This is a genomic window from Dietzia aerolata, from assembly GCF_014144865.1.
Lineage (GTDB): Bacteria > Actinomycetota > Actinomycetes > Mycobacteriales > Mycobacteriaceae > Dietzia > Dietzia aerolata.
In genome coordinates, this window is the sequence record NZ_JAALDM010000148.1 from 1 (window position 1) to 18934 (window position 18934).

Sequence of the window (18934 nt, forward strand, 5' to 3'; positions counted from 1 at the left end):
CGGTGGGGCGTAACTCCCACTCTCCCGGCCGGGCCGCGGTATGGGCCCAGACCAGTGACCCCGACGTGGACTAGAGTGTGGCCGTGCTGAGCAACGGTCGCCTCTCCCCGCTGCCGCTCGACGAGGACCTGAGATCGCTGTCCCCGCAGGAGCGGGTCCGTCCGGGCGACGGGCCGGCGGCCGCAGTTCTCGACGCCTGGGGCGGCCCCGTCGGACGGCACGCCGCGGTCGGCCGCCAGCGGTTCTGGACGCCCCTGCGGGTGATCATGTTGTTCGCCGTGATCTTCCTGGCGTTCGGCTTCTTCTCCAAGGCGGGTTGCCTCGAGACCACACACCCCACCGACGGGTCGCAGCCCGGGCTGCTCTGGGACGGTCGGCAGTACTACAAGGCCTGCTACGCCGATCCGCTGCCGCTGTACTCGATCGAAGGTCTCAGCAAGGGGGCGTTCCCCTACAAGTACTCGTGGACCACCGAGACCGGCGAGGAACGCTTCATGGAGTACCCGGTGCTGTCCGGGATGTTCCAGTACGTCACCGCGCAGGGCGCGCAGGCGTGGCAGGCGGTCTTCCCCGGCGGGCCGATAGAAGTGGTCAAGTACTTCGTGCTGGGGGCGGTGCTGCTGGCCATCTTGTGGATGGTCGCGGTGTGGGCCACCTACCGCTCCGCCGGCCGCAGACCGTGGGACACCCTGCTCATGGCGGCCAGTCCGTTGGTGATCTTCCAGGCCTTCACCAACTACGACCTCCTGGCGATCGCCTTCGCCTCGGTCGCCCTGCTGCTGTGGGCACGCCGCCGTCCCGTATGGGCCGGCGTGGTCCTAGGGCTCGGCGTCGCCGCCAAGCTATATCCACTGTTCCTGGTCGGTGCCCTGTTGGTAGTGGCGATACGACGACGACGATTCGTCGAGCTCGGAAAATCGGTTGCTGCGGCGGTTATCGCCTGGCTGGTGGTCAACCTGCCGATCATGATCGGATTCCCGACCGGCTGGCGTGAATTCTTCCGCCTCAACTCGGACCGACCCGCGAACCCCGAGAGCATCTACGCGGCGATCCAGGTCCTGACCGGATGGGCCGGATTCGATGCCGGCCGCGCGGCCGGGGAGGCCCCCGCCACCCTGAACATGGTGTCGCTGGTGCTGTTCGCGCTGGGCTGCGTGGCCGTTCTGGTGATCGGCTTGACGGCCGCCACCACCCCGCGCATCGCGCAACTGGCGTTCCTCATCGTGGCGATCTTCCTTCTCACCAACAAGGTGTGGAGCCCCCAGTACTCACTGTGGCTGGTCCCGCTGGCGGTGCTGGCGGTGCCGCGGGTGAAGGTGCTGTTGCCGTGGATGGCGTTCGATGCGCTGCTGTGGATCGCCCACATGTCGTACTTCCACGGGGTCGCCAACAAGGGCATCGATCCCGAACTGTTCCATGTGCTCGTTCTGGCGAGGAACCTGCTCGTGGTGGCGGTCTGCGTGGTGGTGATCGTGGAGATCTACCGGCCCGATCTCGACATGGTGCGCCGCAGCCACGCCGGTGACCCCGCCGGGACGGACCCGCTCGCCGGAGTCCTGGCCGACCCGCGCGAACCCCTGGTGACCGGTTTGGCCCGCCGCCGGGACGCGAGCGGGGATGCACGCGACAGGGATGCACGCGACAGGGCTGCGCGTGACGGGGCTGCGCGCGACGGAGATGCGCGCGAAAGTGCCACCGCCCCGCCCGCCGGTGCCGGGCCGGCCGATGCCCCGGCCGCAGCTACGCCGACCGCCACAGGTGCGGCGGCTATCGACAACGACGACGGTCCACTCGACTATGTCGCCGACCATGAGGAGAACCCCACCCGATGACTACAAGCGAAATGATCTGGATGTTCGTCTTCATCCTCATCGGGTTCATCTGCATGGTCACCGCCGCCGGCGGGTACCGGGCGGGCTGGCGAACGCCCGTGTGGATCGGCTGGACCGTCGCCGCATTCGTGTTCCTCACCGTCATCCCGGTGACGCAGGCCCTGACCACGGCAATCTGACCACCCCCCCGCAGGACGTGCGGCCTACTCGCAGAGGTCGAACGGCTCGGTGTCGGGGAAGTAGCGCACCCACTCCTCCGGCGTGAGCTGGAGGCCGCCCGCGCAGGTCTCGTCCTCCACATCATCCGGTTCGAGTTCCCACATCCACATCGCGCCCTCCACGCCCACGGCCAGCAACTGACCGTCCGGTGAGGCGCTGCGTCCCTGGTAGAGCAGCGGATCGGTGGTGGCGCCGAGCACGGCCCACCGCTCCGGTGCGGTGGGATCGCTGACGTCGACAACCGTGACCTGCCCGTTGCTCGAGGTGATGAGCAGCCGAGCGTCGTCAGCGGAAAACGCGGTCCAGTAGATCTCGCCGGGCGGCGCCGGCAGAGAGGCCAGCTCGACCGGAGCCGTCTGGTCCTCGACGTTCCAGATCCGGATCGTCTCATCGCCCCCGGACGTCGCGAGCAACGGCGAGTGGTGTGCGTACCCGGCGGACGGGGAGGCGCCGATTCCGGTGGTCAGGCGATGCGCCACCGACGAATTCTCTGGTTCGGAGGTGTCGATGATGACGGTCTCCGGCCCTAGCGTCGGCACCACGAGATGTTGCGAGTCGGCGGAGAACTCGGCGACCACGCACGGGTCGGGCAGGGACACCGTGTCGAGCAGGCGGGGGCGGGTCGGGGACGAGACGTCGATAATCCCCACCTCCGTGGCGATGTCGCTGCACACCGCGAGCGTGCGGCCGTCCGGACTCAGAGGCGACGCCACCACCACGCCGGAGACCACCGGCATGCTCGCGGCGGACTCGGTGGCCGGACCGAACGGAGCGGTGAACACCTGGATGCCGCCGTCGGCCAGACCGGCGTACACGACTCGGCCGTCCGGGGACATGGCCACCGAGCCGGAGAACCGGGTGCCGGAATCGGGGACGACCCGCCCGGTCTCGCGGGGGATCGAGCCCGAGGTGTCGACGATCGTGTAGTGCAGCTCCGACGCGGTCACGCCCAGAACCCCGGTCGCCCGGTCAGCAGAGGAGGCGGTCTGGAAAATCGAGTTGGACTCCGACGCCGCACCGAGCCGATCGAGCTGCCAGTACCGGACCAGACCATCAACCGAGTAGGTGACCAGGTGGTTCTCGTCTGTGAACCGGATGCCCGTCGCCACCTGCGACGCCGGCATCTCGCTCAGAAGTGCGCCGTCCTCGTCGTACACGCGCAGTCGCTCGTCCGAGCCGGCGGCGGCAAGCATTCCCTCGTCGTTGAAATCGACATCGCTGACGTAGGCGTTCCAGCCGTCCAGGCGGGTGAGCGGCTCGGCGTCCGACATCGTGTCGGCGGCGTCCGCGGTGGTGTCGTCGTCGACCTTCCACCGGTGCACCGCGCGCCCGGTCGTCCCGGCCGCGATGACCTTCCCGTCCCGCGAGACGTCCAACGCCAGCGGGACCGCGGTCTCGCCGGTGCTCAGCGTGGGACCGCGCTCCGCCTCCCCGCGCGCCCCGGCGTCCAGGAGCGTCTTGACCCCGAGGGTGCGGTTGGCCACCAGCAGGGTGCTCGAATCCGGCAGCCACGCGAGAGCCTCGACCGACTTGCCGGGCTCGCCACCCGGGTCAGGGCGCGCGATGACGGGAGTCTCGTCGGTGGGCAGGGTTAATCCGTTGCGGGGCGACAGCGACCACCGCAGCACATGGCCGTCACCGTTGCCCGCGGCGAGCGTCGAGCCGTCGGGGGAGAAGGCCACCGAGTGGAACGGACCCGCGCCGTCACCCAGCGTGGCCAGAGCCACGGGCGCGGATGGGTCGCGGACGTCGATCAGGTAGACCCCGCCCTGGCCCACGGCCGCGAGCACCGACCCGCTCGGTGCCAGATCGGCACCGTACAGCTCGTGGCGCTCGCCGGTACCCAGGGTCAGCTCGGCGCCGGCGGCCGGATCCTGATCGCGGAACAGTCGCAGGACGCCATCGGAGGAGACGGAGGCGAACCACTCCGTCCCGCTCAGCGGCTCGACCCGACCGGTGCCGGCCGCGGCCTCGAACCGCAGCGGGATATCGGTGCGGCTGGTGTTGAGCAGCGCGGACCGCGCCTGGGTGGTGGGGTGGATGCGGTACGCGGCCAGGGCGAGCGCCCGCCCCAGCGCGGGGTCCGCGGTGAGGGCGGTGGTGGACGAGACGGCCCCCGACCGCGACAACGCGATGTCGCGGGTCTCCCGCGCGTCGTCGGTGGCGAGCAGTGCCAGCACACTGGCCACCAGAGCCAGAATGGTGACCACGGCCAGCGACGCCGCCAGAGCTGTCAGGGTCCGGATGCGGAACCGGTCCCGGCGCGCGACGCCCTCGTGGTGGTCGCGCGCGGCGCGCAGGAACTGACACTCCGAGGGAGTCAAGGGAAGGCCTGGCGGGGAGGCGTCCACGTTCGGGTCGATGGACTCCGGGGAGTCGATCGGGACGTCTTCGCGGTGGGTGCCTGCGAGTGCGGAGTTGCTGCCGTTGTCGTCGTCGTCAAAGATCTCTTGATCGTCGTCGAGGCGTCTGGCCCCGCTCCACCGCAGGTAGTCGGCCGTGGCGGAGGCCGTGGGGAGCGCGGCGTCGTCCCTGCCGGAGGCCTCCCAGTCCGCGGCGTCGGACCGCAGGCGCGCGAGGACACGGAGCCCCTCCCTGTCGGCGTCGATCCAGCCCACCAGGCGCGGCCACGACGAGAAGAGGACCTCGTGGGTGGGGGAGACCGTGGTGCCGTCGAGGGTCAGCAGGCCCGCGCGGGCGAAGTAGGTGGCGACGACGAGCAACCCCTCCGGCATCTCCGCCAGCGGCGCGTGGCGGCGGACCGTGCGGGCGGAACTGACGTCGACCATCTGCAGGAACAGCGACCGGCACGCCAGCTGGCCGTCCCGCCCCAGGCTCAGGTAGATCGTCTCCGCCGAATCGCGGACCACACCCTCGATCCCGCCGGCCTCGAAGTAGTCGGCCACCGTGATGCGGCGCCTCCGGCTACGTTCCCAGCAGACCAGGAGGACATAGGACAGCAGTGGCAGGAGGGAACGCTCGTCAGCGCCCGGATCGGGCGGGGCGACCGCGTCCAGCAAGAGCGTGACCAGCGACGGCTCGACCGTGTAGCCCAGCGAGCGGGCGGGCTCGATGATGATCTCCGCCAGCGCGTCCCGGTCCGGGGTGCCGATCACGACCTGGTCGTCGACGGCCGCGCGGAGCATCGGTTCGGCGAGCGCCGCCTGGAAAAAGTCCGCGCGCAGGGCCACCACGGTGGCCAAACCCGCCGCGGTGCGGCGGCCCAGCTGACTGAGGAGCCTGGCCCTGCGGAGCCGGTCGACCCCGTCCGCCCACAATTCCTCCAACTGGTCCACGACCAGCAGACCAGGGACGGACGTGTGGGCGTCGGTGAGATCGTCGGGGCGCAGGATCGTGACTGGTGTCCCGTCCGCCGACCACCTGGGCGCGACGCCCGCCGCGAGCAACGAGGACTTGCCCGCTCCGGATGCGCCCACCACCACGAGCGGCCGGGTCCGGGGCGCCGACAGTCGCTCGATGATCGACTCCACCTCGGCGGAGCGGCCGTGGAACAGCCCGGCCTCCGAGGTCAGGTACGGGCGCAGACCCACATACGGACTGTCGATGTCGGGATCGGGGACGCCGTTGGAGAGGCCCTCGGTGTGACCGGCAGGCCCGTTCGTGTTCCCGGCCGGCCCGGGGGTCGTGGCGGCCCGACCCGGTGCGACGGGGAGTAGGGGGTCGGCACCGGGGAGATCGGCCTCGTTTCGCGGCGCGGACTCGCGGCCGGCGAACCGTGACGAGGACGGCGCGGTGCCGTTGGTCTCGTCAGGACCGGTGTGGGCCGCCGGCCCGGTTGGCGGCGCCGTCCTTGATCGGCGCGCGGGGCGACGCGGGCCCGGACGCGCCCGGACCCGCTCCACGACGGACAACCACTCGGCCGTGTTGTCTGCCGCACCGAGGAGGGTGAGGACGTCGATGACCGTCTTCTCGCTCGAGCGGGTGGGCACGTGCTGTCCCGAGAACCACCCCGAGGCCGTTCCGAGTGACAGCGACGGCACCAGCCGGACCACATCGCGGACCGAGAGCCCGGCCTCGATCCGGAGCTCGGTCAGTGCGGCGCCGAATTCCTCGCGAGTACGAACCTGAGAGAGAACTGACTCAGATTCCGGACTCAATCCGTCATTCTCAGAAATGGTCACAGGGTGGATCGTACGGCTCGATATGGCCCGTACGGGGCGTCTAACGTTTCTTTGGCCTGGGATTTCATGCGAACGGACGACGTATCCGTACGGACATGTATGGACAATTGGGGTAGGTGTCGACACGTCGTGATTAAAAGTTGATCATTAGGTGGTTCTAATCTGATGGAGGATCACATGGCCGCGATACTGTCCGCACCACACGACATCGGACGCTGCGAACGGCCCGATCTCAGCGCCCGCGAGGTCGAGGTGCTGATCGCGTGGTTGGCGTCCGACAGCAAGAAAGAGGTCACGGAACGGTTGTTCCTGGCGGACTCCACGGTCAGTACCTACATCCAGAGGGTGCGCTCGAAGTACGCGGCGGTGGGTCGGCCGGCACGGACCAAGGTGCGGCTGCTGCTGCGCGCCCTCGAGGACGGGTACATCCGGCTCGACGATCTCTAGCCCGGTTGCCGTCTGTGCAGGCAGTGATCGGTACGTGTGCCCGAAGGTGGGATTTCGTCGGCCGGTACCGGACGGGGTAGCCTTGAACGGTTGCTGACGCAACGACCCTCCTGCCACGGAGACACCGTGGCCGATATCTGTAGTCCACAGGAGGTGATGAGGTCCCGTGCGTCAATACGAAGTAATGGTCATCCTCGATCCGAGTCTCGACGAGCGCACCGTGGCGCCGTCGCTGGATACGTTCCTGAACGTGATCCGGCAAGAGGGCGGTTCGGTCGACAAGGTCGATGTCTGGGGCAAGCGCCGCTTCGCCTACGAGATCAACAAGCAGACCGAGGGCATCTACGCCGTCGTGCAGCTCAAGTCGAACCCGGACGCGGTCAAGGAGCTGGATCGTCAGCTCGGACTGAACGAGAACGTGCTCCGCACCAAGGTGCTGCGCGCCGACAAGTGATGCTGTCTGTCCGACCAGCCCGGTAATCTGGGCGCGGTCGGTCGGCTTCGATCACCATCCACCTCACGACTGCACACGCAGGTCTTCATGCACGGAGGAGAAGCGCATGGCACAGGGCGATACACCCATCACAGTGGTAGGAAACATCGTCGCGGATCCTGAACTGCGGTTTACGCCGTCGGGTGCCGCGGTGGCGAACTTCCGTATCGCCTCGACGCCGCGTCGTTTCAATTCGCAGACCAACCAGTGGGAGGACGGCGAAGGCCTGTTCCTCACCTGCAATGTCTGGCGTCAGGCGGCGGAGAACGTCGCGGAGTCGCTGCAGAAGGGCATGCGGGTCATCGTCAACGGCCGGCTCCGGCAGCGGTCGTACGAGACCCGCGAGGGCGAGAAGCGCACCGTGTACGAGGTCGAGGTCGACGAGGTCGGTCCGTCGCTGAAGTACGCCACCGCCAAGGTGACCCGCACTCCCCGCGAAGGCGGGCAGGGCGGCGGTTTCCAGGGCGGAGGCGGCCAGGGTGGCGGTTTCCAGGGCGGCGGTCAGCCGCAGGGTGGTTTCGGTGGAGGCCAGCCACAGCAGGGCGGCTACGGCGGAGGCCAGGGTCGTCCGCAGAACGACGACCCGTGGGGCAGCGCCCCGCAGGCCGGCGGATCCGGCGGTTTCGGTGGCATGGAAGACGAGCCCCCGTTCTAGTTCGGGTCGAATCCCCGGGGCATACCGCCCCACCCCATAAGCATGAGACATGACCTCGCGACAACCCGGCCCCGGTCGGCTCGTCGGAGGAAAGAAAGGTAGACGGATCATGAAGCTGATCCTCACCGCCGACGTCGACAAGCTCGGTGCACCGGGCGACATCGTCGAGGTCAAGGGCGGATACGGACGTAACTTCCTGCTCCCGCGCGGGCTGGCGATTGTGGCCACCCCGGGCGCCGAGCGCCAGATCGAGTCCATCAAGCGGGCCCAGGAGGCTCGTGAGGTGCGCGACTCGGACCACGCCAATGAGCTGAAGCAGAAGCTCGAGTCGCTGGCCGACGTCAAGGTCGCGGTCAAGACCTCTGACACCGGCAAGCTGTTCGGCTCGGTCACCGCGGGCGACGTCACGTCGGCCGTGAAGGCCGCCGGCGGCCCCGCGCTCGACAAGCGCAACGTGCAGATGCCCAAGGAGCACATCAAGTCGACCGGCTCGCACAGCGTCGTCGTCGACCTGGGTCACGACACCACCGCGCGTGTCGCGGTCGAGGTCGTCCCCGCCTGACCCACCCGGACCAGGCCTGCGAGGGTCCCGCCCGTCATCACGACGGCCGGGGCCCTCGCTTTTGTCCGGCGCATTGGCGGCCGAGTACCTGGTTATTCACCGGCTCAGCGGGACGATCTGCGCTAGGGCAGGTTGTGTGGACGGCCTGTGGATAACTCGGTAGGAAAGCTAGGTTCTCGACGATTGGACGATTGCTCGGGTTCATCTTTCGTTACCCATTGTGTACCCAATCTTGACGTGGTAACGGCAGTAATCCACCGAGCGCTCTACCTGCATCGATAGGGGTGACCTGCAGGTTTATGCCGAATGACCTGGGATTTCCACCGTTTATTCACAGTTGGAGCCGGATCACGCCTGCATAACTCACAAGCATCCACAGTTCTCCACAACCACGCACCCGCGATTGTGGACAACCCTGTGGATAACTCAGGGGGTTCACCGGCGGAGGTGTCGTCGCGGTGACCTACAGTGGAGAGGTCCAGCAGGCGACCCCGGCGGGCGTCGGGCGCGACGGACGCGACACTATACAGCGTGAACATCACCACTACAGCGGAGAGGAGCGGTCATGACGCAGGGGGGATTCGACGATCCCGGCGATATGCCACCTCCCGAGGACGGCGGGGGCGGCGAGTTCGGCCGGACGCCGCCCCAGGACCTCACCGCGGAGCAATCTGTGCTCGGCGGAATGCTGCTGAGTAAGGACGCCATCGCTGATGTCGTGGAGGAGATTCAGCCGAACGACTTCTACAAGCCAGCGCACCAGGCGATCTACGACGTCATCCTGGATCTCTACGCTCGTGGCGAGCCCGCCGATGCGGTGACCGTTGCGGCTGAGTTGGACCGCCGGGGGGATCTCCGTCGTGCCGGGGGCGCTCCGTACCTCCACACGCTCATCTCCACCGTGCCCACGGCGGCGAACGCCGGCTACTACGCGCAGATCGTCTCGGAAAAGGCCGTGCTGCGCCGTCTCGTCGATGCCGGCACGCGGATCGTGCAGTACGGCTACTCGGGCTCCGAGGGCGCGGACGTGGCGGAGGTGGTGGACCGGGCGCAGGCCGAGATCTTCGACGTGACAGAGCGTCGGACCACCGAGGATTTTGTGATCATCGAGGAGCTGCTGCAGCCCACGATGGACGAGATCGACGCCATCCACACTGCCGGTGGGCTCAGCAAGGGCGTGCCCACCGGCTTCGCGGACCTCGATGCCATTACCAACGGCCTGCACGGCGGGCAGATGATCATCATCGCCGCCCGCCCAGGCGTCGGTAAGGCGCTCGCGTTGGATACGGTCCTGCCCACGCCTGAAGGGCAGACCACTATGGGTGACGTCGCCGTGGGCGATGAGGTTCTCGGCGTGGACGGAAAGCCCACGAAGGTCACGGGCGTGACGGAGGTGTGGCACGACCGCCCCTGTTTTGTCGTGCGGTTCAGTGACGGCACCGAGATCGTTGCCGATGCTGAGCATGAGTGGCGCATCGAAATGGGTGGAACCGACCAGGTGGTTACCACCAAGTCGCTCGATACCCTGATGCTGGTGTCTGACTTCGGGATTCTCGTGCCCGAGAATCCCGAAACCGGACGGTTGGCGCGGATCATCACCGACGTACGCACCGCGGACAGTGTGCCGGTGCGGTGCATCGAGGTGGCCGCAGCCGACCACCTGTACCTGGCCGGTCCCACCGGGATTCCCACGCACAACTCCACCATCGGCCTGGATATCATGCGGTCCTGCTCCATCAAGAACGGACTGTCCTCGGTCATGTTCTCACTGGAGATGAGTAAGACCGAGATCGTCATGCGCCTCATGAGTGCCGAGGCACGCGTGAAGCTGTCGGACATGAAGTCGGGCTCGATGAGCGATGAGGACTGGACGCGACTGGCGCGACGGATGGGCGAGATCTCCGAGGCGCCGCTGTTCATCGACGATTCGCCAAACCTCACGATGATGGAGATCCGTGCCAAGGCCCGTCGGCTCAAGCAGAAGCACGACCTGCGGCTGATCGTGGTGGACTACCTGCAGCTGATGTCCTCGGGCAAGAAGGTCGAGTCGCGTCAGCAGGAGGTCTCGGAGTTCTCACGTCAGCTCAAGCTGCTGGCCAAGGAGATCGACGTGCCACTGATCGCCATCTCGCAGCTGAACCGTGGTCCCGAGCAGCGTACGGACAAGCGGCCCCAGGTCTCCGACCTTCGTGAGTCGGGCTCGCTCGAGCAGGACGCGGACATCGTCATGCTGCTGCACCGCCCGGACTCCACGGAGCGCGACGACCCGCGCGCCGGCGAGGCCGACCTGATCCTGGGCAAGCACCGCGGTGGCCCCACCTCGACCATCACGGTGGCGCATCAGCTCCACTACAGCCGCTTCGTGGATATGGCGCGGGGGCTGTGATCGCTTGTCGGTGTCGGTTCTCAAACAATCTGTCAGTTTCTCACTGGGGTGTCACACGATTCGCAGGAATCTGTCACCTCCCCGGTAGAAGGAGACCCTGGGGGGCCGTGAGTAGGCGGGCAGAGTACGGCGAGCAAAGCATCCTAGGGGGCTGATGCACGAGTAGGTGACGTTGATAATGGAAGTGCCTCGTCGCCGGCGTGTGTGACTCTGTAGGTGACTGATGGCCGCTGGGCTTGTCTTGTAGCTGATCCGTCCGCGCGCCGGTGGCGACGGCACCGCCCGATGCATGTCGGCCAGCGGCGAGTATGACTTCATACGAGCTTGGTTAGCCCCGTCAACGTCTTGTCTGCTCGGTCTCTGGCCGATGTGCCCTCACCAGGAAGGCACAGCCTCATCATGACAACACCCGTAGTCGAAGTCACTGAGTCCGCGGCTGCCCTCGACGTCGTTGCCGGAGTGGATACGCACGCCGACTCTCACCACGTTGCAGTACTCGACATGGCCGGAAGGAAGCTCGGCGATCGACAGATCCCCACGACTACCGCTGGTTACGAATCGCTGCGGAGCTACCTCGAATCGTTCGGGCACGTCCGACTAGTCGGCATCGAGGGCACCAGCTCCTATGGTGCTGGGCTTGCTCGATACCTGAGATCGCACCACGTCGATATCCGGGAGATCATCCGCCCCCGGCGCTCGCAGCGTCGACGTGGGAAATCCGACCCAATCGACGCCTACGCTGCCGCGCAACAGGCACTAGCCGAACCAGAGTCCTTACCCCAGGCCAAGACCGGTGACGGGATCGTCGAGCAGATCCGCGTCTTGTTGACCGTTCGCCGCAGCGCGGTCAAAGCCCGAGTGGCTGTGGTCCGCCAGATCAAGTCATTGCTGGTCACCGCCTCAGAGGCCATCAAGACTCAGTGGGACAGATCCAGCGAGCATCAAGCGATCGCCAAACTTGCGGCTACCAGGCCCGGCGCTCCCACCGCCTCGGTAGACGCTGCCACTGGTCATGCGCTTCGGCGACTCGCGCGCCGCCACCGCTACTTGACCGGGGAGATCGAGGAACTGGACGAGGACTTGCGGGAGCTGGTCGCAACCGCTGCTCCCGCCATGATCGCAACCAAGGGGTATGGCGTGATCGCCACGGCGACTCTTCTGGTTACCGCGGGCTCAAACCCGGAGCGGCTGCGATCGGAAGCATCGTTCGCCGCGCTGTGCGGAGCTTCGCCGATCCCCGCATCCTCGGGAAAAACACATCGATTCCGACTCAACCGTGGCGGAGACCGACAGGCGAACTGGGCTCTGCACCAGATTGCGCTGGTCCGTCTGTCCAGCGATCAGCGCACGAAGCAGTACTCAGCTCGCTTGCGCGCGAACGGGAAGTCGACCAAGGACGTGCTTCGGTGTCTCAAACGCGCGATCGCCCGCGAAGCATTTCACCTGCTCGTCCACCCCGCGCCGGTGCTGGCCACCGATGACCTCAGGGACTTGCGGCACCGACGCGGCGTCACCCTCGTCCGAGCCGCAAAGAGCATCGGAGCCGAGCCTTCCCGGCTCTCCGAACTCGAACGAGGACGGCGACCCAATGCAGAACTCGCGACCGCCTACCGTGCCTGGCTCACCGCCGCTTGACACCCATAGGAGCATCATCTGATCTGGCTTGCCCTGCCGGGGCGGCCTGGAAGGATGTTGATGTGCGCGGGGCCCTATCCCCAGGAGTTCCGCGACGACGTTGTCCGCGTCGCCCAGAATCGTGAAGACGGTGTGACGCTCGAGCAGATCGCCGCCGACTTCGGTATCCATCCCATGACGTTGCAGAAGTGGATTCGCAAGGCCGACGTGGAGGCCGGGATCAAGCCCGGCACGACCGCCGCGGCATCCCAGGAACTGCGCGAGGCCAAGCGCCGCGTTCGGCTGTTGGAGCAGGAGAACGAGGTTCTGCGCCGAGCTGCTGCCTACCTGTCCCAGGCGAATCTGCCGGGAAAAGGTGGTACCCGCTCGTGAGCGAGCTCGCCGCTGACGGCATCCCCACCCGCGGTGGCGCGGGCGGGTACTCAAGATCGCTCGTCAGCCCTACTACCGATGGCTCAAGAACCCGGTCACCGATGCCGAACTCGCCGAGGCGTACCGGGCCAACGCCCTGTTCGACGCGCACCGAGAAGACCCAGAGTTCGGCTACCGCTACCTCGCCGATGAAGCTGAGACCGCGGGCGAGAAGATGTGCCGGCGCACCGCCTGGCGGATCTGCTCGGTCAGCGGCTGGACCAGTGCCATCAGCAAGAAAGGCCGCGGCAAGCACCGCAAGGCCGGCCCGCCTGTACACGACGATCTCGTCGAGCGGGACTTCACCGCCGTGGGCCCGAACGAGCTGTGGCTCACCGACATCACCGAGCACTGGACGGCGGCGGGGAAGCTGTACCTGTGCGCCATCAAAGACGTTTATTCGGGCCGCATCGTCGGGTATTCGATCGACTCCAGGATGAAGTCCCGCCTGGCCGTGGCCGCCCTGAACAGCGCCGTCGCCAGGCGAGGGGACGTGGCCGGCTGCATCCTACACAGCGATAGAGGATCTCAATTTCGTTCGAAGAAAATGCAGAAGGCCATCACCCGGCACGGCATGCTCGGGTCGATGGGAAGGGTCGGTGCGTGTGGGGACAACGCGGCCATGGAGAGCTTCTTCTCGCTGCTACAGAACAACGTCCTCGACCGCCGATCCTGGGCCACCAGAGACGAGCTCCGGGCCGCGATCGTGCACTGGATCGAACGGACCTACCACCGCCGTAGACGACAGGACCGCCTCGGCAGATTGACCCCCGTCGAATTCGAAACAATCATGACCCTCGAGGCCCCTCAGGCCGCGTGACTAACCCTGTCACCTAACCGTGCATCAGCCCCAGGTCGTTTCCTCCAAGCCACTATCAGTGCGACCAGCCACACAAATCCGGCGATCGCCAGCGCCCACCCCGCAAGCATCAGTCCAATAAATCGGTCCCCGCCGGTCACGTTGTAATCGCTGAGCGGCACCCAGTCGGCCATGAGTGCCGCGAGTGCAAGGGTCACCATCAGCACGACCGCAGAAGTGACGACGCCGACAGCGCGCACGATGCCCGCAGCGAAGCCGGCGCCGCGACTGCTGCTCTCGGTTTTTGCCGCGCTCATGGCGTCAGCGTAATGCCGCGCGGCTCAGCTGTGACGAAGCGATCATCACCCGCATGATCTCGTCGATGTGGCCCGCTCTACCTGCGCCGCGTCATGGTGGGCACGAACCACGCGTAGAAGCCCGTCCAGCTGACCACGAACCCCAGGGTGATGAGGCGTTCGGGGATCTGGGGAATGTACCGGCGGACGAACTGCGTCAGCCAGACCGAACCCTGGGTCAGGGCCACGAACCGGATCATCCGCGCCGGAACACTCCACGCCAGGAACCCGGCAAGTGACCGTCGCTGCAGTCCGGATGCGCGGGCGTACAGCTTGTAGGGAACACCGCGGACCGGCCCGCTCATCATGGCGAGGTGCCCGCTGGCGTTCAGGTCCGCCTCGACCTGGTCGACCATGCCGGCGGTGATCGCCGGGACCTTGACCAGCGCGTTCTTTGACGCGGCGGCGTCCACTCGCTGTCCCCAGAGGTAGGTGACCACGCCGCCGGCCAGGGCTCCGGCGAGTGCGCTCACGCAGGTGGCGAGCGCACGCTCCGGTCGGCGCACGGCCACCCAGGTCGTCCATACGTCCGGCACCACGAAGAAGAACGTGGCCTCGGCGAATCCCCAAGCACCGGCTACAGCATGGTCGGACTCTCGTAACATGACACAGACCATATCGGCCGCCCGCTGTCCGGGACGGGTACTCGAGAGGAGGTCCACAGTGGCAATGCCACCGGCGGACCCGAGCAGCCAACGCAGGGAAATCTCGCAGCGCAGTAGCCGATGGGCGGTCAAGGGCGCCGACGCGATGGCCGCGATCGGGCTGACCCCCAACCAGATCTCGGTGGGCTCGACCCTCGTCGCGCTCGTCGGCGCGGCAGCGCTGGTCGCCACCCCGTCCGTCGGCCACGGCGCGCGCGCCGCGCTGCTGCTGATCGCGGCCGTCTGCATCCCCTTGCGCCTGCTGCTGAACATGCTCGACGGCATGCTGGCGGTGGAGAAGGGCATGCACTCGCCGGTCGGCGACCTCTACAACGAGGTACCCGACCGCATCTCGGACGTCCTCTTCCTTGCCGCCGCGGGTATCGCGGCCGTCGGCCTGGTGACCGTGGGCGGCGTCGACCTGGGCGTGGTGCTGGGCTTCAGTGCCGCGATCCTCGCGGTGCTCACCGCCTACATCCGTAGTCTCGGCGCAGCCCTGGGCACGGACAACTTCTTCGACGGCCCACTGGCCAAACCGCACCGCATGTGGCTGCTGCTCATCGCCTGCCTCATCTCGGTACCGGAGCCGTGGCTGCCGTGGCACGAGGGCTGGGTGCTGTTCGTGGCCGTGGCGTTGATCGCGCTGGGGTCGCTGGTCACCTGCGTGCGGCGATTGGGCCGGATCAGCACAGTCCTGCGTGAGCGGGACGGAGGCGAGTGGTGATGTCCCTGTTCTCCACCGTGGCACGGCGAGGCATGGCCACCGCGATCACCGGCGTGAGCGGAGCGCGCGTGGTCAACCCGGAGGCACTGCGCTCGGGCGACGACGGGCAGGCCCCTCTCCAGCAGGCCATCTTCTACTCCAACCATTCCAGCCACCTCGACATGGTCACACTATGGGCGGCGCTCCCGGCGCACCTGCAGAAGCGGGTCCGTCCCATCGCCGCCAAGGACTACTGGGGGAGCGGCCTCAAGAAAACCCTGGCGGAGAAGCTCTTTAACGCGTACCTGGTGGACCGTCACGGGGCATCAACGTCGAAGGGGCGCGACAGTGGCTCCGGCGTCAGCCCCAAGGGGCAGATCACCGGGATGACCGAGGTGCTCGACGGCGGGGACTCACTCATCATCTTCCCGGAGGGCACGCGGGGCAGCGGCGAGATGATCGCCCAATTCCACGGGGGGCTCTACAAGCTGGCGCAGCACGACCCCCGGATCCCCGTGGTGCCGGTGGCGCTGTCCAACCTGGGCCGGATCCTGCCCAAGGGCGAGCGGGTCCCGGTGCCACACCTGTCCAAGGTCACGTTCCACCCGCCGCTGTACGTCGGCGCCGACGAGCCCAAGGCCGAGTTCCTCGACCGCGCCAGGCAGGTGCTGGTGGAGTCGTTGCGCGAGGACGGTTCCGGGGACGAGGAGCCAGGGGACACCGCATGACCATCGGACTGCTGGACGAGAAGGCCCTGGCCCTGATGGCCGGCGTGCTGGGAGTGCTGGTGATCGCCACTGTCGTCTCCTGGCTGCTGGGCCGGAAGCTCGGCGAGACGCCCCTGGTGGTGAACCTCAAGCAACGGGTCGCCGCATGGTGGCCGATGGCGGGCGTGATCGCCGTGGCCCTGGCGTTGGGCGAGACCGCCACGGTGCTGCTGTTCCTGCTGGTGAGCCTCATGGCACTGCGCGAGTTCATCACCATCTCGCCGACCGGACGTGGTGACCACAAGGTCCTGGTCTGGCTGGTGTTCATCATCCCGGCGGTCCACTACTGGTTCCTCTGGGAGCACTGGTACGGGATGTTCACCGTCTTCATCCCCGTCTACGCGTTCCTCTTCCTGCCGACGCGCAACGCCCTGGTGGGCAGTACCGACAACTTCCTGCAGCGAGCCGCCAGCATCCAATGGGCGCTGATGGTGTGCGTCTACGCCATCAGTTACGCCCCCGCACTCCTGCAGTTGCCGGTGGCCATGGAGAGCGGACGCGCAGCCGCGGACGGTTCCGCCATCGGCTCCGGCGGCGCCGTCGGAGCGCACCTCCTGCTGTTCCTGCTCCTGGTGGTCCAGGGCTCGGACGTCTTCCAGTACATCTGGGGCAAAACCCTGGGCAAGCATCCGGTCGCGCCGACGGTCAGCCCCAACAAGACATGGGAAGGTCTTGTCGGCGGAGTCCTCACAGCCACCGCCCTGGGCGCGGCCCTGTGGTGGATCACCCCGTTCACCCCGCTGCAGGCCGCGGCACTGGCGTTCGTCTCCTGCGTCATGGGCTTCGCGGGCGGCCTCGTGATGAGCGCGATCAAACGCGACCGGGGCATCAAGGACTTCGACAGCGTGATCCCCGGTCACGGCGGAATCATGGACCGGCTGGACTCACTGGCCTTCTCCGCGCCCGTGTTCTTCCATCTGGTGCGGTTCTTCTTCACCGGCGCCTGAGCCCCGGCCGGCACCCCGTCGTAGATCGAGAACCCAGCCCACCAGCCCGGCCAGAGCCCCGGCGATGAGCCAGCGCAGCAGCGTGGACAGGTCGAGCAGAGTGTCCAGTGCCGCGTTGGTCACGAGTCCGACAAGCGCCCCGAGGAGGACCAGGGAATACGGATGCAGCCCTGCCCGGCGTGCGCTGCTATCGCTGTTCTGGTCTCGTGGCGGAGCGGTGGTCACTGCGTCTCCCTGTGGTTTCTGGTGGGGCTGTTGCGTTCTCCGGAGGTGGCGTACGTCGCGAGCCCGGCCGCGTCGTCGTCGTTGTCGATCTTGTTTCTCGTTGCCCCGCTCCAGGCGGTTGGGCTGTGTCAAGGAATATGGACAGTGCCGCGGTGATTTCTGAACTGTCAGGCTGCTCGGAATAGGTCCTGGGCGGCGTCGTGATCGTTCCAGGCCCGGGCCGGGGTGCGGTAGCCGATGCTGGAGTGTGGTCTGCGACGGTTGTAGAACACCTCGATGTACTCGGCGACAGCGAACCGTGCCCGAGCGCGGGTGGCGAACACCTGCTGGACAAGGATGACGAGGTGCCCGCCATGATCCGCCTGATCCGGTGTCCGAAACTCCCGGGACAGCACACTCTATTGGGCACTACTGGCGACCGCTCAGTCCTTGCGCGCCGCGTGCGTGAACCGACGTAGGGAAGCGGGCGAGTCATGGGAAGAAATCGCCGATCTCCTTGGCATGGTGCTGGCTTCAACCCGATCACTGCAACGGGTCGTCAAGGGCCCGAAGAGCCTGACCCGCCATTCCGAACATTCATGAGCCCCCGGTGTCCGGGAAAGTGGGTCAGGCTCCCATCTCGTTCTGGTGAAGCGGTGTCTTCAGAGGTTGAGCGGCGGGACGTCAGGCGGTGGATTGGCGGCGGGCGAGTGTTTCTGGATGCCGGCGGCGTTGGTGTGGTCGGTGGCAGCGTAGTTCTCGGCAGACTTGTGCAGCAGTGCGGCGGTCGAGTGCAGCGCGGCGGTCAGAGCCTGGTCTTGCTCCTGCCAGGCGGAAGACAGTGCGGCGTGTGCGGCGCTCGACGTGCCGGGGAAACCGCGCCCGCAGTCCTGGCCGGTGGTCGCCACTAGCGCGGGGCCGTAGTCGTCGGCGGCGGTTGCGAGTATGCCTCCGGACAAGTGCAACTCAACGGGGTCAACTTCCAGTCCCAACTTCGGTGCTCACCTCTCCGAGACATGTGGTGTGTGAGGGCTGTTCGCCTGGGATGTTAACGCACCCACCTGCTGTCGAGGTCGGTTAGCATTCGGCCACAGCGGCGTCGAGGAAGCGGGAGGGGCGAGGTGGCACTGAGCCTGGGGGAGATCGATTCCTGGGATACCGGTGCGCTGGAGGAGTTCTCCCATCAGCTCGGCCGCCGCTCACGCACCCTCGAGGATCTCGGGACGAGTGTGCAGGACGCGGCGAAGATCCCCGGATAGATGGGCCAGGGCGCCGACGCCGCGCAGCTGAACTTCGCGCGGCTGTCCGACGACATCTCCGACCGGGCCGCGACCGTCGGCGCGATCACCGAGCTAGTCACCAGTCTGATCGACCAGGTCAAGGCCCTCAAGAGGGCCCTCGACGACGCCCGGGACCACGCGGCACGGTTCGGCCTGGTGATCACCGACGACGGCGCGGTGATCGACGGACCTGGAACCGGCACTGCCGAGGCGGTCGCTACGGCTCTCGGAGGGCCGGCCGCCGCGGCCGCCGCCAAGGCCGCGAAGGAAGCCGCCCGCGCCGAGATCACCGCCCAAGTCCAAGCGATCCTGGCCACAGCCGCCGACGTCGAAGCCGACACCACCGCGATCCTCACCAAAGCCGCCGAAGGCGGCTTCACCGGCGACGGAATGTCCGTCGAGGATGCCAGCGAGAAGGGCCAGATCGAGGCGGACGGGATGTTCGCCGCACC

The 18934-nt window shown here is 67.1% G+C and carries 17 protein-coding genes and 3 pseudogenes; 14 read left to right on the top strand and 6 right to left on the bottom strand.

Annotated features, from left to right (window positions below; genetic code table 11):
* Positions 1-83: 83 nt before the first annotated feature.
* Positions 84-1832 carry a glycosyltransferase family 87 protein gene (locus G6016_RS09735; protein ID WP_338403572.1) on the top strand — a complete coding sequence of 583 codons (1749 nt, stop codon included), beginning with the start codon at positions 84-86 and terminating at the stop codon, positions 1830-1832.
* Positions 1829-2011, top strand: coding sequence for a hypothetical protein (locus tag G6016_RS09740; protein ID WP_182632472.1), 183 nt, complete (start codon positions 1829-1831; stop codon positions 2009-2011). The genes G6016_RS09735 and G6016_RS09740 overlap by 4 nt, the downstream gene beginning before the upstream one ends.
* A 24-nt stretch (positions 2012-2035) precedes the next feature.
* Here G6016_RS09740 and G6016_RS09745 read toward each other — a convergent pair whose 3' ends face one another.
* On the bottom strand, positions 2036-6193 hold the full coding sequence (locus tag G6016_RS09745) for an NACHT and WD repeat domain-containing protein (protein ID WP_182632473.1): 4158 nt from the start codon (positions 6191-6193) through the stop codon (positions 2036-2038).
* Positions 6194-6370: 177 nt separating this feature from the next.
* Here G6016_RS09745 and G6016_RS09750 point away from each other — a divergent pair, with 177 nt between their 5' ends.
* The 7 genes and pseudogenes from G6016_RS09750 to G6016_RS09780 all read left to right on the top strand — a co-directional run bounded on the left by G6016_RS09750 (position 6371) and on the right by G6016_RS09780 (position 13602).
* On the top strand, positions 6371-6640 hold the full coding sequence (locus G6016_RS09750; RefSeq protein WP_182632474.1) for a LuxR C-terminal-related transcriptional regulator: 270 nt from the start codon (positions 6371-6373) through the stop codon (positions 6638-6640).
* Between the two features lie 166 nt (positions 6641-6806).
* Positions 6807-7094, top strand: a complete 288-nt coding sequence (rpsF, locus tag G6016_RS09755) for a 30S ribosomal protein S6 (protein ID WP_182632475.1) — start codon at positions 6807-6809, stop codon at positions 7092-7094.
* 106 nt (positions 7095-7200) lie between these two features.
* Positions 7201-7788, top strand: coding sequence for a single-stranded DNA-binding protein (locus G6016_RS09760; RefSeq protein WP_182632476.1), 588 nt, complete (start codon positions 7201-7203; stop codon positions 7786-7788).
* A 109-nt stretch (positions 7789-7897) separates the two neighbouring features.
* A complete protein-coding gene (gene rplI / locus G6016_RS09765; RefSeq protein ID WP_182632484.1) occupies positions 7898-8350 on the top strand; it encodes a 50S ribosomal protein L9 in 453 nt (150 codons plus the stop codon).
* A gap of 598 nt (positions 8351-8948) precedes the next feature.
* Entirely contained in the window at positions 8949-10736 is a 1788-nt protein-coding gene (gene dnaB / locus G6016_RS09770; RefSeq protein ID WP_182632485.1) for a replicative DNA helicase, read from the top strand.
* A 399-nt stretch (positions 10737-11135) separates the two neighbouring features.
* A complete protein-coding gene (locus tag G6016_RS09775) occupies positions 11136-12371 on the top strand; it encodes an IS110 family RNA-guided transposase (RefSeq protein ID WP_241730075.1) in 1236 nt (411 codons plus the stop codon).
* A gap of 60 nt (positions 12372-12431) precedes the next feature.
* Positions 12432-13602, top strand: a pseudogene (locus tag G6016_RS09780) (IS3 family transposase).
* On the opposite strand, the gene G6016_RS09785 reads toward G6016_RS09780, so the two are convergent.
* Positions 13590-13898 (bottom strand): hypothetical protein, encoded by a 309-nt coding sequence (locus tag G6016_RS09785; protein WP_182632477.1) that lies wholly within the window; start codon positions 13896-13898, stop codon positions 13590-13592. The pseudogene G6016_RS09780 and the gene G6016_RS09785 overlap by 13 nt on opposite strands.
* A 77-nt stretch (positions 13899-13975) precedes the next feature.
* On the bottom strand, positions 13976-14542 hold the full coding sequence (locus G6016_RS09790) for a hypothetical protein (protein WP_182632478.1): 567 nt from the start codon (positions 14540-14542) through the stop codon (positions 13976-13978).
* Positions 14543-14600: 58 nt separating this feature from the next.
* On the opposite strand from G6016_RS09790, the gene G6016_RS09795 reads away from it, so the two are divergent.
* From G6016_RS09795 to G6016_RS09805, 3 genes are read left to right on the top strand one after another with little or no spacing between them, the layout of a single operon-like run.
* Positions 14601-15305: a CDP-alcohol phosphatidyltransferase family protein gene (locus G6016_RS09795; RefSeq protein WP_206682301.1), complete on the top strand. Its 705-nt coding sequence runs from the start codon at positions 14601-14603 to the stop codon at positions 15303-15305.
* Entirely contained in the window at positions 15305-16012 is a 708-nt protein-coding gene (locus G6016_RS09800) for a lysophospholipid acyltransferase family protein (RefSeq protein ID WP_182632479.1), read from the top strand. The genes G6016_RS09795 and G6016_RS09800 overlap by 1 nt, the downstream gene beginning before the upstream one ends.
* On the top strand, positions 16009-16998 hold the full coding sequence (locus G6016_RS09805; RefSeq protein ID WP_182632480.1) for a phosphatidate cytidylyltransferase: 990 nt from the start codon (positions 16009-16011) through the stop codon (positions 16996-16998). Before G6016_RS09800 ends, G6016_RS09805 begins: the two co-directional genes overlap by 4 nt.
* Here G6016_RS09805 and G6016_RS09810 read toward each other — a convergent pair.
* The 3 genes and pseudogenes from G6016_RS09810 to G6016_RS09820 form a co-directional block, all read right to left on the bottom strand.
* Positions 16936-17223, bottom strand: a complete 288-nt coding sequence (locus tag G6016_RS09810) for a hypothetical protein (RefSeq protein WP_182632481.1) — start codon at positions 17221-17223, stop codon at positions 16936-16938. The two genes, G6016_RS09805 and G6016_RS09810, sit on opposite strands and share 63 nt — an antisense overlap.
* Positions 17224-17390: 167 nt before the next feature.
* A pseudogene (locus G6016_RS09815) lies at positions 17391-17543 on the bottom strand (integrase core domain-containing protein); the annotation flags it as partial.
* A 321-nt stretch (positions 17544-17864) separates the two neighbouring features.
* Positions 17865-18194: a hypothetical protein gene (locus G6016_RS09820; protein ID WP_182632482.1), complete on the bottom strand. Its 330-nt coding sequence runs from the start codon at positions 18192-18194 to the stop codon at positions 17865-17867.
* 129 nt (positions 18195-18323) lie between these two features.
* Here G6016_RS09820 and G6016_RS09825 point away from each other — a divergent pair, with 129 nt between their 5' ends.
* The gene (locus G6016_RS09825) at positions 18324-18461 is read left to right on the top strand and encodes a hypothetical protein (RefSeq protein WP_182632483.1); all 138 of its coding nucleotides are present in this window, start codon (positions 18324-18326) and stop codon (positions 18459-18461) included.
* Positions 18462-18934 (top strand): annotated as a pseudogene (locus G6016_RS09830) (hypothetical protein); the annotation flags it as partial. It abuts the gene before it with no gap.